Here is a 12265-nt window from a genome sequence, read left to right on the forward strand (position 1 = left end):
AAAATTAACCCCGGGTTTGCAGGCGCATTTCACGTTCAGCTTCAGTCAAAGAAGCCAGGAATGCATCACGCTCAAACACACGTGTCATATAGCCTTTCAGCTCTTTAGAACCTGCGCCAGTGAATTCAATACCTAATTCTGGTAAACGCCACAGCAGAGGAGCCAGATAACAATCGACCAGACTGAACTCTTCACTCATAAAGAAAGGCATTTCATTAAACACTGGTGCAATAGTCAGCAGTTCTTCACGTAATTGTTTACGAGCAGCATCCGCTTCTTGCGCATTGCCTTTCTGAATTTTCGCCAGTAGTGAATACCAATCCTGCTCAATGCGGTTCATCATCAAACGGCTGCTACCGCGTGCTACAGGGTAGACCGGCATCAATGGCGGGTGAGGAAAACGCTCATCCAGATACTCCATGATGATGCGGGATTCATACAGCGTCAGCTCGCGATCAACCAAAGTAGGGACGGTCTGGTAGGGATTGAGGTCAATCAGATCCTGCGGCAGATTATCAGCTTCAACCTGCTCAATCTCAACACTGACACCTTTCTCCGCCAGTACGATGCGTACTTGATGGCTAAAAATGTCGGTCGGGCCGGAAAACAGCGTCATTACCGAACGTTTGTTGGCAGCGACAGCCATGAAAACCTCCAAGATTATCTAGAAAAAACAATGCGAATAGCCCACGGTGACGTTGCTATCCTGAGTCGTTTTACAGCCGGTTCGCAATCATGGTCGTTGCTGCCGTAAATAAGCCTTGGTCGAGAAAATAATTCAGCCAGGGAGATACACGGACGCCAACAGTTCGCCGAACAGGCACAAAAGTGAGTGATAGTTTACCAGATTTTGCATGTTTTGTGGGGATGGTGCTGCGATTTCATGAACAATTGTCTATCTGACAACGGGTTAGCGGCAAAAATATAATGAATAAAATAGCGGAAGGGTACTTTTAGCGATTGATCTGGCTTAAAACAAATAAAAAAACCCGGTGAGACACCGGGTTTTTACCATTAATCTGATGCCGTAAAGGCAAAAAATTAACGTTTGGAGAACTGTGGACGACGACGTGCTTTACGCAGACCCACTTTCTTACGCTCAACTTCACGCGCATCACGCGTTACGAAGCCAGCTTTACGCAGTTCACCACGCAGAGATTCGTCATATTCCATCAGTGCACGGGTGATACCGTGACGGATAGCGCCAGCCTGACCTGAAATACCACCACCTTTAACAGTGATGTACATGTCAAACTTGGTAACCATGTCTACCAGTTCCAACGGTTGATTCACTACCATACGGGCAGTTTCACGACCGAAGTAAACTTCAAGGCTACGTTGGTTAATAACGATTTTACCGCTACCCGGCTTAAGAAAAACGCGTGCAGCAGAACTTTTGCGGCGACCAGTGCCGTAGTATTGATTTTCAGCCATTGCCATAATCCCGATTAAATGTCCAGAACTTGCGGTTGCTGTGCCGCATGATTGTGCTCAGTACCTGCATAAACTTTAAGTTTACGATACATTGCACGGCCCAGCGGACCCTTCGGCAGCATGCCTTTAACCGCGATTTCAATCACACGCTCAGGACTGCGGGCAATCATCTCTTCAAAGGTCGCTTGTTTGATACCACCGATGTGACCGGTGTGACGGTAATAAATCTTGTCTGTACGCTTGTTACCGGTTACGGCAACTTTTTCTGCGTTCAGAACGATGATGTAATCACCAGTATCAACGTGCGGGGTGTATTCCGCTTTATGCTTGCCGCGTAAGCGACTAGCCAGTTCAGTAGCGAGGCGACCCAAGGTCTTACCATTCGCGTCAACAACATACCAGTCGCGTTTTACAGTTTCTGGTTTAGCTGTGAAAGTTTTCATTATAAAAGCTTACCCAATTAATAAGTTACACGTTGGTGAACACCCAAACGTTCAAAAACAGTTGAGGCTCACACGACCATCAGTCCAGCAAACCTACCCCTTCGAATAGCCAATGCTGGCACTATACAAAGTTCTGGGAAAAAAACTTTGTTGTAACGTGGGGTCGCAAGATTATAGAGAAGTCGACGTCAAAGATCGAACTGTTTTTGGCGAGAAAGGTATAAATTAAACATGTTAAGTTAGGGCGAAGAATAATCGCCCACCACAGAATAGCATTTTAATGCCTATAAAGTGAATAACTGAGACGCAGATAGCTTTTACCACAAATGCGCTTACGGCAGGTGCGGTAAAGAGAGATACTCTTCACTTTGCATCTCTTGTAATCGTGATAAACAGCGCTGATATTCAAATTTAAGCCTTTCACCACAATAGATTTCGAACATTGAAGCCTCTGCTGCAATGATCAATTTCACCCGCCGCTCATAAAACTCATCAACTAATGCCAGAAAACGCCGGGCGGTGTTTTCATCCCGCGTCGCCATCTTATGGACATTATGCAGTAATACGGTGTGATAGAGTTTAGAGAGCGCGATGTAATCCAGTTGGCTGCGTGCTTCTTCACACAGTGTATGAAAATCAACTGCCAGAACGCCTTGCGCCGAGCAAATCGCCGGTAAAGGCCGGTGATTAACTTCCAGTATCGGGGATTTTTCGCCCTCTTTCCCCGCAAGTTTGACGAAAATATCCTCCATCGCCTGTTCAGTCTGCGGGTTAAGCGGTGTCAGGTAGAGATTAGCCTGAGTTAATGTGCGCAGGCGGTAATCAATACCAGCATCGACATTCATTACATCGCAATATTGCTTAATAAGCTCAATCGCCGGCAAGAAGCGAGCGCGCTGCAAACCGTTACGATACAAATCGTCCGGTGGAATATTGGACGTCGCAACCAGTGTGATCCCACGGGCAAACAATGCTTCCAGCAATGTCGCCAGCAGCATGGCATCAGTAATATCCGAAACAAAAAATTCATCAAAACACAGCACATCAGTTTGAGCCTTGAAACCATCAGCAATAATTTCTAATGGATTTTCATGACCTTGCAATGTTGTTAGCTCTTGATGCACCCGCAACATAAAACGGTGGAAATGCAGGCGGAGCTTACGTTCACCCGGCAAGCTGTGGAAAAACATATCCATCAGCCAAGTTTTACCCCGCCCGACACCGCCCCACATATATAAGCCCTGAGCTGGGCGTATTGGCGTTTTTGACGCGCCCCGGCCCAGTAAGCGGCTCAAACGCCCTCGGATACCTACATTGACCGCAGGCGTGCTTTGGCGTTGATTCAATTCCTGATAAAGAGTGTCCAGCCGTGCGACAGTACGCCGCTGGACGTCATCAGATTGATAGTCGCCAGCATCAATTGCTTGCTGGTAAAGTGCTATAGGTGAACTCGGTTGCATGTTTATCAATAATCCCTGATAAAAATAATCTCTGATAAAATAGTTATCTACTTTTCGCGGTACTTTCTTGCTGATTTATCGGGTAATCGCAGCATTTACCGACTCTGCTACTGCGGAAAAAGCCTGATAACCATAGGCAATGTTGCATCAGGATTCCACTCAGACAAGGTTAACGGTTATAGTGGGTATTATTAAGTGAAAAAGCCCTGCTGAACAATGAAGTCAAAAAAGGAGTCATTATGACCTGGGAGTATGCGCTTATTGGGTTGGTTGTTGGTATTGTGATTGGCGCGGTGGCTATGCGCTTTGGCAATCGTAAATTGCGTCAGCAGCAAGTGCTGCAAAATGAGCTGGAGAAAAGTAAATCAGATCTGGAAGAATATCGTCAGGAACTGGTTGGGCATTTTGCCCGCAGTGCCGAGTTGCTCGATAACATGGCTCGCGACTATCGCCAGCTTTATCAGCATATGGCGAAAAGCTCCAATAACTTGTTGCCAGACTTGCCAATGCAAGATAATCCGTTCCGCTACCGTCTGACAGAATCTGAAGCAGATAATGATCAGGCACCGGTCAAAATGCCACCTCGTGACTACTCCGAAGGGGCATCCGGTTTACTGCGTCCGGAACATCAGACCCGGGACTAAGCTAAACTTCTATCTATGCCCTAAATAATTCGAGTTGCAGGAAGGCGGCAAGCGAGATACAAATCGGTCGGGAAGCGATTTGAACAGCATTTATGCTGCCCGCTGGGTGAGTCTCAGGGATGAGGCTCATTAACTCCGATAAGCTTACTGTCGTAAGTGATTCGGGTTATTGAGTTTAACCAACGCACATGCAGCTTGAAGTATGACGGGCATATCAAGCTGACTGCGGCGCACATCGCCGCGGTCAGCACATTTACACTTCTATACCTACCTCTCCTTGAATTGCTTTACGCTAACCCCTATATCAAGTGACATCTTAGGGTGCTTATTTTTAGAACAGCAATAGCCTTTTGAAATAAGTGAATTTTTTAGCTCATTCAGAGTCTGAATTTACACCGGGCCTGTAGTAGCCATCTACCCTATTCATTCACCGTTAGGTATTGAGAGAGTTTAAATCAATGAAGAAAAAGTCATTATTTCTTAGTGCGCTGGCAATGAGTGTCGGCTTAGGTCTCGCATCTGTTCCTATGGTAAACGCAGCAGCTCTTCCGGCGGCCGTTGCCGGGCAATCAGTCCCAAGTTTGGCACCTATGCTGGAGAAAGTGTTGCCCGCGGTCGTCAGCGTCCATGTCTCTGGCACACAGGTACAGCAGCAACGTTTGCCGGAAGAATTCAAATTCTTCTTTGGCCCAAATGCGCCAACCGGCAAAGAGAGTAACCGCCCATTTGAAGGGCTGGGATCTGGCGTCATCATTAACGCGGAAAAAGGTTATGTGCTGACCAATAACCACGTAATCAATAACGCGGATAAAATTCGTGTTCAGCTCAATGATGGCCGTGAATATGATGCCAAATTGCTGGGCCGTGATGAACAAACTGATATCGCTTTATTGCAGATAACTGACGCCAAAAATCTGACGGCGATTAAAATTGCAGATTCCGATAACCTGCGAGTCGGTGATTTTGCCGTCGCTGTGGGCAACCCATTTGGCCTCGGCCAGACCGCGACCTCCGGTATCATTTCCGCACTTGGCCGCAGTGGTTTGAATCTGGAAGGGTTAGAAAACTTTATCCAGACCGACGCCTCTATCAACCGAGGCAACTCGGGTGGTGCGCTGGTCAACCTGAATGGCGAATTGATTGGGATTAACACCGCAATTCTGGCACCGGGGGGCGGTAACATCGGTATCGGCTTTGCCATTCCAAGTAATATGGCGCAAAACCTCAGCCAACAGTTAATTGAATTTGGCGAAGTGAAACGCGGCCTGTTGGGTATTCGTGGCAGCGAAATGACCGCTGATATGGCGAAAGCCTTTAATATTGATGCGCAGCGCGGTGCTTTTGTCAGTGAAGTGCTGCCAAAATCAGCGGCCTCTAAAGCCGGTATCAAAGCAGGCGACGTGTTAGTTTCCGTGGATGGCAAACCCATTAGCAGCTTTGCTGAGTTACGCGCCAAAGTAGGCACCACCGGGCCGGGCAAAACCGTTAAAGTCGGTTTATTGCGTGATGGCAAACCGCTTGAAGTGGCTGTAACGTTGGAGAACAGCAGCCCAACATCGACCAGTGCAGATACCTTATCACCTTCATTGCAAGGCGCATCACTGAGCAATGGCGAAATCAAAGGTGGCAGCAAGGGTGTCAAAGTTGAGAACGTAACCAAAGGCTCACCGGCAGCGCAATCGGGCTTGCAGAAAGACGATGTGATTATTGCCGTAAACCGTGTGCGAGTGAAAGATATCGCCGAGTTACGCAAAGCTATTGAAGCGAAACCTGCTGTAATTGCACTGAATATCGTTCGCGGTGAAGAGAATATTTATCTGTTAATCCGCTAATTTGCTGAAAAATCGGACACAGCACAATGCTGTGTCCGCCAAACTCATGCTATTCTCCCGTTACCTATTCATTCATGCCTTAAACTTCATGTTTCTTAAGCTATTGCGTTCTATTATTTTGGGGCTAATTGTTGCCGGTATCTTGCTGGTCGCAATACCTATGCTCCGCAGCCCCGGCCACTTTTTTTCGGGCAATGGTGATAGCGTAGATGAAGAGGCCCCGGTCAGTTATAACCAAGCTGTGCGCAGGGCTGCCCCTGCCGTTGTTAATGTTTATAACCGTAGCCTAAGCCCTAATCAGGAAGGATTAGCCATTCGAACCTTAGGTTCTGGCGTGATCATGAATGATAAGGGTTATATCCTGACGAATAAACACGTCATCAATAATGCAGAACAAATCATTGTTGCATTACAAAATGGCCGTATCTCAGAAGCCTTGTTGGTCGGTTCAGATAATCTGACTGATTTAGCCGTGTTGAAAATTGATGCCGTCAACCTACAGGTTATTCCGATTAATATTAACCGGACACCACATATTGGTGATGTCGTGCTGGCTATTGGCAATCCCTATAATCTTGGTCAAACCGTCACTCAGGGGATTATCAGTGCCACCGGGCGTATAGGTTTGAGTTCTTCTGGCCGACAGAATTTCCTCCAAACAGATGCCTCCATTAATCAGGGTAATTCCGGGGGAGCGCTGGTCAATACGCTTGGCGAGTTGGTGGGGATCAACACACTTTCATTTGATAAAAGTAGCAATGGGGAAACCCCGGAAGGCATCGGTTTTGCTATTCCAACCGCACTTGCCACCAAAGTGATGGAAAAATTGATTCGCGATGGGCGGGTGATCCGTGGCTATATTGGCATTACCGGCGAGGAGTATCCGCCATTCAATGCTAGCGGTAATAATGGCGACCGAATACATGGCATTAAGGTGAATAAGATATCGCCAAATGGCCCGGCGGCGAATGCTAACTTGCAAGTGGGTGATATTATTCTAAGCGTTAATAATAAGCCTGCGACGTCCGTGATAGAAACCATGGATCAGGTGGCAGAAATTCGTCCTGGAACCACAATTCCGGTCTTATTATTACGCAATGGTCAGCAAATCACGGCACAAATTACTATTACCGAATTGGATCAAAATGAGCTGCTTGAACAGCAGCCAGCGCCGTTGTCATAGGGGCTGTATATCCTAATCGGATGTATTAATTGCAAAAAAAATCGCAAAAAAATGCCAGCCTGATGTCACTCACCGGCTGGCATTTTTTATAGGGCGGTTAGAAAAAGCGTTTTTTTGAAAAAGTCTATTCGCCTTTTATACGCTCAATATTGGCACCTAACGCACGTAATTTATCTTCGATACCTTCGTAACCACGATCGATATGATAAATACGGTCAACAATGGTCACCCCATCAGCGACACAGCCCGCTAATACCAAGCTAGCAGAAGCACGCAAATCGGTTGCCATGACCTGAGCACCAGACAACTGCTCAACACCATAGCAAATCACAGTATTGCTCTCGATTTCTGCATGTGCGCCCATACGGATAAGCTCTGGCACATGCATAAAACGATTTTCAAAAATTGTTTCGGTGATAACACCGGTTCCTTCTGCAACCAAGTTCAATAAACTGAACTGAGCCTGCATATCTGTTGGGAAACCAGGGTGTGGCGCAGTCCGCAAGGTAATGGCTTTAGGCCGTTTGCCATGCATATCCAGGCTTATCCAGTCCTCGCCGATTTCAATATCAGCACCCGCTTCACGCAGCTTAGCCAATACTGCATCCAGTGTATCTGGACGAGTCTGACGACAAACCACTTTACCGCCAGAGATAGCCGCTGCAACCAGGAAAGTCCCGGTTTCAATACGGTCAGGCAGCACTCGGTAAACACCGCCACCCAAGCGAGCTACACCCTCAATGGTTATGCGGTCAGTACCTGCGCCAGTGATTTTAGCGCCCAGCGTATTCAGGAAATTCGCTGTATCGACAATTTCTGGTTCGCGAGCGGCGTTTTCAATGACTGTAGTCCCCTCAGCCAAGGTTGCTGCACTCATAATGGTCACTGTTGCGCCAACGCTGACTTTATCCATCACGATATGCGCGCCTTTCAGGCGGCCATTGACGGAAGCTTTAACGTAACCTTCTTCCAGCTTGATTTCAGCACCCAACTGTTCCAAACCGGTGATATGCAAATCGACCGGACGCGCACCGATAGCACAACCGCCCGGTAAAGAAACCTGCCCTTTACCAAAGCGAGCAACCAGTGGCCCCAAAGCCCAGATCGAGGCGCGCATGGTTTTAACCAAATCATAAGGTGCACAAAACTCATCCACACCACTGGCATCAACAAAAACGGAGCCGGAAGCATCACGTTCGATTTTGGTGCCTAATTGGCTCAACAATTTAATAGTGGTATCAATGTCTTTTAGCTTTGGGACATTTTGCAACTCGACCGGGTCTTCTGCCAATAACGCCGCGAACATTATCGGCAATGCTGCGTTTTTCGCTCCGGAAATGGTGACTTCACCGCTTAGGCGAGTCCGCCCCTGCACACGAAACTTATCCATTGTGACCACTCTTTGTTGTCAAAATACTGGTTGTCAAAATACTGATCGTTGTCAAAATACTGATCGGCAAATTCGAATTCACTGCCCGCTTAAGAAACTGCCTGACAAACCTGTAGGCAATTCAGAAGCCAACAGCATCAAAAACCGTTTAGTTTGCGATCCCGCTGCCACTCTTGCGGCGTATAGGCCTTAATGGATAAGGCATGAATGCGGTTATCAGCAATATATTCCATCAGCGGCGCATACACTGCCTGCTGCTTTTTCACTCGACTCATATCGGCAAATAACTCACCCACAGCAATCACCTGAAAGTGGCTACCATCACCGGTAACATGCGCTTCTTGTAATGCCAATGCTTGCATCAGCACGTCTTTAATTTCGTTAGTATCCATAAGATTCATTCTATTTTAAGAGGATCGTAATCAGTTGAACATATTAGTGGAATACGGCTTTCTCTGAAACTAAAGAAAAGCCCCTGTTTCGTTATTACGCTCAGGGGCTTAAAAACTTTAGCTTTTTGCTTTAGCAATAGGCGACACAAAAGGCCACTAACATAATTCTAATCGCTAGATACTGGCCGTTTTTACCGAGATAACTGTTTCTACCGGGATGACTTCCCGCAAATTATACAGTTCAATCAAGGTAGACAAGCGATCGCTGACACCGGTAATCGCTAATGAGACACCCTGCTTGCCGCGCAGTTCACGAAAGTGAACCAACAGCGCCAGACCGGAGGAATCAACACGCTGTAATTGGCTGACATCAATGCGCGTCTTATCGGCCAACAATGCTTCTCGCTGTTGCCATAGGGGTAACAGCGTTGCGCGATCCAATTCACCTTGCAGTATCAGTGTTCCCTGTTGTGACTGCCATTTCAGTTCATCCGCCATAATCACTACTTATCTAAGGTTATTGGCTGTTTCGCTGCAATGAGCAACTGTTGGGTCAGGCCATCAACACCTTTTTGACGCAAAATAGAGGCCCACTCATTTTGCTTGGTGCTGATCATGCTAACCCCTTCGGCTATCATGTCATACGCCTGCCAATTGCCGGTTTGGCTGTTTTTCCGCCACTGGAAATCTAAACGTACCGGTGGGCGGCCATTAGGGTCAAGGATGGTCACGCGAATGGCGACGATATTGGCATCACCCAATGGCTGATCTGGTGCGACATCGTAAGTTTGGCCGTGATATAGCGCCAATGCTTGGCCATATGCCTGTTCCAGATATTGACTGAATGCATTGAAGTAAGCTTCACGCTGTGCCGGAGTGGCGGCTTTGTAATAGCTGCCCAGCACCAATGCACCTGCATATTTAATCTGAACAAATGGCAATAATTCTTCGCGGACAATAGTGCGTAAATATTCGGGATTTTGCTTAATGTTAGCTTGTTCATTTTTCAGGCGCGTAAAGGTTCTTTGCGCAGCTTCATCCATCAGACGGTATGGGTTAGTTTGATCGACGGCATTAGCCAATGGGGCTACCACCAACAACGCGACCATAAGTAAACGTTTAAACATTCGATACCCTCTTAAGGATGTTGAGTTGCTGGCAAGCTGCCATTTGCTGCCGCAGGTGCCGCAGCCGGTTCACTGGCTGGTGCATCAGAATTACCATCACCGCCACTTTTGTACAAGAACTGACCGATAAGGTCTTCCAGAACCAAAGCAGATTTAGTGTCTTGGATGACGCCGCCATCTTTCAAAATACTGGTGCCCATATCCGGGTCTTCAAAACCGACGTTAAGCGCCAGGAACTGTTCGCCCAATAAACCGGAAGTGCGCACCGCCAGGGAACTGGTGTCCGGGATATGGTTATAGCGCTGCTGGATATCTATCGCCACAAGGGGGCTGTAATTTTTGGTGTCCAGCGTAATATCAGCCACTCGGCCAACCACAACCCCACCAATTTTGACTGGCGAATTGTTTTTCAGGCCACCAATATTGTCAAAATTAGCATAAATCCGATATGTCGGCTGATTACCCACTGATTTGATATCTGCCACTTTCAAGCAGAGGAATACGACCGCCAGAATAGCAATCAGTATAAACGCCCCTACCCAGATTTCACTTTTCTTCGTTTGCATCGACTCAGTTCCCAAACATCAGTGCTGTCAGCACAAAATCTAATCCCAATACCGCCAGTGATGAATGCACCACAGTACGGGTCGTTGCCCGGCTAATCCCCTCAGATGTTGGGATCGCATCATACCCATTGAACAGCGCAATCCAAGTCACGGTAATGGCAAATACCAGGCTCTTAATCAGGCAATTCAGTAAATCTGTGCGCCATTCGACGGCACTTTGCATTGCAGACCAGAAGAAACCGCTATCAATCCCCTTCCAGTCAACACCAACCACGGAGCCACCCCAGATGCCCACCGCGACAAAAATAGCCGTCAATAATGGCATACTGATAAGCCCAGCCCAGAACCGAGGAGCAACCACTCGTCTTAGAGGGTCAATCGCCATCATTTCCAAACTAGAAATCTGTTCAGTCGCTTTCATTAGGCCAATCTCTGCCGTCAGGGCAGAACCGGCACGGCCAGCAAACAGCAGCGCCGTCACTACAGGCCCCAATTCTCGCAGTAATGATAAAGAAACCATCATCCCGAGGCTGGCTTCTGCGCTGTATGTGGTGAGGATTAAAAAGCCCTGCAAGCCCAAAACCATACCGATAAATAGGCCGGAAACCACGATAATCAGTAAGGATTGCACCCCAACGCTATACAGTTGCTTGACCAATAATGGCCACTGTTTTCGCGGTTCAGGCCGCCCAACCAGCGCATTAAACAGCATTAAACCCGCGCGACCAAAGGATGCGCAGACATTAATGCCCCGGCGGCCTAAAGACGCCAATGCCTGTACTAACATGAATACTCCATCCATTAACCTAACAGCTCAGTTTTATAATCGCCCGCCGGGAAACGGAAAGGCACCGGCCCGTCGGCAATACCATCGAGGAACTGACGCACCCGCTTATCGTCATTGGCTTGTAGTTGCTCAGGTGTTCCTTCAGCAATCACATGCTGATCGGCAACAATATAAGCATAATCAGCAATACTCAGCACTTCCGGTACATCGTGGGAAACCACCACGCAGGTGACCCCCAGTGCATGATTCAGCTCATCAATCAGTTTTACCAGTACGCCCATGGTGATAGGGTCCTGACCAACAAAAGGCTCATCGAACATAATCAATTCGGGATCAAGGGCGATTGCCCGCGCCAGTGCCGCGCGGCGCGCCATACCGCCAGAAAGCTCAGCGGGCATTAAGTTAGCTGCACCACGCAACCCTACGGCCTCTAACTTCATCATCACCGTGCTATGCAGCAGTTCTTCAGGTAAACGGCTATGTTCACGTAATGGGAAAGCCACATTCTCAAATACTGTTAAATCGGTGAATAACGCACCCGATTGAAACAACATACTCATTTTCTTGCGCGCATCATACAAACGCTGACGAGAAAGAGCCGGAATATTATCACCATCAAACCAGATTTCACCGGTATCGGGTGCCAGTTGCCCGCCAATCAAGCGCAACAGAGTGGTTTTACCAATCCCCGAAGGCCCCATAATCGCCGTAACCTTGCCGCGCGGGACTGTCATGTTGATATCGGCGAATATCGGGCGCTCACCACGGGTAAAACTCATCCCACGGATCTCTATCAAATTCGACGCCAATTGGTTCATTATCATTCGTCCCTTAGGCCTTTTATGACTCATTTATACTCTAAATAATTCGAGTTGCAGGAAGGCGGCAACCTGAGTAAATCCCCAGGAGCTTACACAAGTAAGTGACTGGGGTGAACGAAAGCAGCCAACGCACACGCAGCTTGAAGTCTGACGAGTATACCGCCAATGTTACAGCAAATGGCGCTA

14 protein-coding genes are annotated in these 12265 nt (G+C 47.7%); 3 read left to right on the plus strand and 11 right to left on the minus strand.

The window, feature by feature from the left end:
• Positions 1 to 4: 4 nt before the first annotated feature.
• The 4 genes from sspA to zapE all read right to left on the minus strand — a co-directional run bounded on the left by sspA (position 5) and on the right by zapE (position 3337).
• Positions 5 to 646, minus strand: a complete 642-nt coding sequence (gene sspA / locus DXZ79_RS17840; protein ID WP_004392010.1) for a stringent starvation protein SspA — start codon at positions 644 to 646, stop codon at positions 5 to 7.
• Positions 647 to 1041: 395 nt separating this feature from the next.
• Positions 1042 to 1434 (minus strand): 30S ribosomal protein S9, encoded by a 393-nt coding sequence (gene rpsI / locus DXZ79_RS17845; RefSeq protein WP_005162424.1) that lies wholly within the window; start codon positions 1432 to 1434, stop codon positions 1042 to 1044.
• Positions 1435 to 1448: 14 nt separating this feature from the next.
• Positions 1449 to 1877 (minus strand): 50S ribosomal protein L13, encoded by a 429-nt coding sequence (gene rplM, locus DXZ79_RS17850; protein ID WP_004710905.1) that lies wholly within the window; start codon positions 1875 to 1877, stop codon positions 1449 to 1451.
• Positions 1878 to 2209: 332 nt separating this feature from the next.
• Positions 2210 to 3337: a cell division protein ZapE gene (gene zapE, locus DXZ79_RS17855; protein WP_120011517.1), complete on the minus strand. Its 1128-nt coding sequence runs from the start codon at positions 3335 to 3337 to the stop codon at positions 2210 to 2212.
• A 239-nt stretch (positions 3338 to 3576) separates the two neighbouring features.
• Here zapE and zapG point away from each other — a divergent pair, with 239 nt between their 5' ends.
• The 3 genes from zapG (at position 3577) to degS (ending at position 6996) form a co-directional block, all read left to right on the plus strand.
• Positions 3577 to 3981 (plus strand): Z-ring associated protein ZapG, encoded by a 405-nt coding sequence (zapG, locus tag DXZ79_RS17860; RefSeq protein ID WP_004392014.1) that lies wholly within the window; start codon positions 3577 to 3579, stop codon positions 3979 to 3981.
• A gap of 458 nt (positions 3982 to 4439) precedes the next feature.
• Positions 4440 to 5813, plus strand: coding sequence for a serine endoprotease DegQ (gene degQ, locus DXZ79_RS17865; protein ID WP_038638759.1), 1374 nt, complete (start codon positions 4440 to 4442; stop codon positions 5811 to 5813).
• Between the two features lie 88 nt (positions 5814 to 5901).
• The gene (gene degS, locus DXZ79_RS17870) at positions 5902 to 6996 is read left to right on the plus strand and encodes an outer membrane-stress sensor serine endopeptidase DegS (protein WP_038640010.1); all 1095 of its coding nucleotides are present in this window, start codon (positions 5902 to 5904) and stop codon (positions 6994 to 6996) included.
• Between the two features lie 124 nt (positions 6997 to 7120).
• Here the strand turns inward: degS and murA are convergent, their stop codons facing one another.
• From murA to mlaF, 7 genes are all read right to left on the minus strand, one after another.
• A complete protein-coding gene (gene murA, locus DXZ79_RS17875; protein WP_038638756.1) occupies positions 7121 to 8386 on the minus strand; it encodes a UDP-N-acetylglucosamine 1-carboxyvinyltransferase in 1266 nt (421 codons plus the stop codon).
• Between the two features lie 137 nt (positions 8387 to 8523).
• Complete coding sequence (gene ibaG / locus DXZ79_RS17880) at positions 8524 to 8778, minus strand: BolA family iron metabolism protein IbaG (RefSeq protein ID WP_004710915.1); 255 nt, start codon at positions 8776 to 8778, stop codon at positions 8524 to 8526.
• Between the two features lie 174 nt (positions 8779 to 8952).
• Entirely contained in the window at positions 8953 to 9276 is a 324-nt protein-coding gene (gene mlaB, locus DXZ79_RS17885; protein ID WP_120011650.1) for a lipid asymmetry maintenance protein MlaB, read from the minus strand.
• A 5-nt stretch (positions 9277 to 9281) separates the two neighbouring features.
• Positions 9282 to 9905, minus strand: coding sequence for a phospholipid-binding protein MlaC (gene mlaC / locus DXZ79_RS17890; RefSeq protein WP_038638750.1), 624 nt, complete (start codon positions 9903 to 9905; stop codon positions 9282 to 9284).
• A gap of 11 nt (positions 9906 to 9916) precedes the next feature.
• Entirely contained in the window at positions 9917 to 10471 is a 555-nt protein-coding gene (mlaD, locus tag DXZ79_RS17895; protein WP_050292042.1) for an outer membrane lipid asymmetry maintenance protein MlaD, read from the minus strand.
• A gap of 4 nt (positions 10472 to 10475) precedes the next feature.
• Positions 10476 to 11258, minus strand: a complete 783-nt coding sequence (gene mlaE, locus DXZ79_RS17900) for a lipid asymmetry maintenance ABC transporter permease subunit MlaE (RefSeq protein ID WP_038638744.1) — start codon at positions 11256 to 11258, stop codon at positions 10476 to 10478.
• A 14-nt stretch (positions 11259 to 11272) separates the two neighbouring features.
• A complete protein-coding gene (gene mlaF, locus DXZ79_RS17905; protein ID WP_038638742.1) occupies positions 11273 to 12076 on the minus strand; it encodes a phospholipid ABC transporter ATP-binding protein MlaF in 804 nt (267 codons plus the stop codon).
• Between the last annotated feature and the right edge of the window lie 189 nt (positions 12077 to 12265).

This window comes from Yersinia rochesterensis, from assembly GCF_003600645.1.
Classification (GTDB): domain Bacteria; phylum Pseudomonadota; class Gammaproteobacteria; order Enterobacterales; family Enterobacteriaceae; genus Yersinia; species Yersinia rochesterensis.

Excerpts from the sequence above, each read along its gene's own strand:
- sspA (WP_004392010.1), bottom strand. The coding sequence starts at position 646 with ATGGCTGTCGCTGCCAACAAACGTTCGGTAATGACGCTGTTTTCCGGC.
- rpsI (WP_005162424.1), bottom strand. The coding sequence starts at position 1,434 with ATGGCTGAAAATCAATACTACGGCACTGGTCGCCGCAAAAGTTCTGCT.
- rplM (WP_004710905.1), bottom strand. The coding sequence starts at position 1,877 with ATGAAAACTTTCACAGCTAAACCAGAAACTGTAAAACGCGACTGGTAT.
- zapE (WP_120011517.1), bottom strand. The coding sequence starts at position 3,337 with ATGCAACCGAGTTCACCTATAGCACTTTACCAGCAAGCAATTGATGCT.
- zapG (WP_004392014.1), top strand. The coding sequence starts at position 3,577 with ATGACCTGGGAGTATGCGCTTATTGGGTTGGTTGTTGGTATTGTGATT.
- degQ (WP_038638759.1), top strand. The coding sequence starts at position 4,440 with ATGAAGAAAAAGTCATTATTTCTTAGTGCGCTGGCAATGAGTGTCGGC.
- degS (WP_038640010.1), top strand. The coding sequence starts at position 5,902 with ATGTTTCTTAAGCTATTGCGTTCTATTATTTTGGGGCTAATTGTTGCC.
- murA (WP_038638756.1), bottom strand. The coding sequence starts at position 8,386 with ATGGATAAGTTTCGTGTGCAGGGGCGGACTCGCCTAAGCGGTGAAGTC.
- ibaG (WP_004710915.1), bottom strand. The coding sequence starts at position 8,778 with ATGGATACTAACGAAATTAAAGACGTGCTGATGCAAGCATTGGCATTA.
- mlaB (WP_120011650.1), bottom strand. The coding sequence starts at position 9,276 with ATGGCGGATGAACTGAAATGGCAGTCACAACAGGGAACACTGATACTG.
- mlaC (WP_038638750.1), bottom strand. The coding sequence starts at position 9,905 with ATGTTTAAACGTTTACTTATGGTCGCGTTGTTGGTGGTAGCCCCATTG.
- mlaD (WP_050292042.1), bottom strand. The coding sequence starts at position 10,471 with ATGCAAACGAAGAAAAGTGAAATCTGGGTAGGGGCGTTTATACTGATT.
- mlaE (WP_038638744.1), bottom strand. The coding sequence starts at position 11,258 with ATGTTAGTACAGGCATTGGCGTCTTTAGGCCGCCGGGGCATTAATGTC.
- mlaF (WP_038638742.1), bottom strand. The coding sequence starts at position 12,076 with ATGAACCAATTGGCGTCGAATTTGATAGAGATCCGTGGGATGAGTTTT.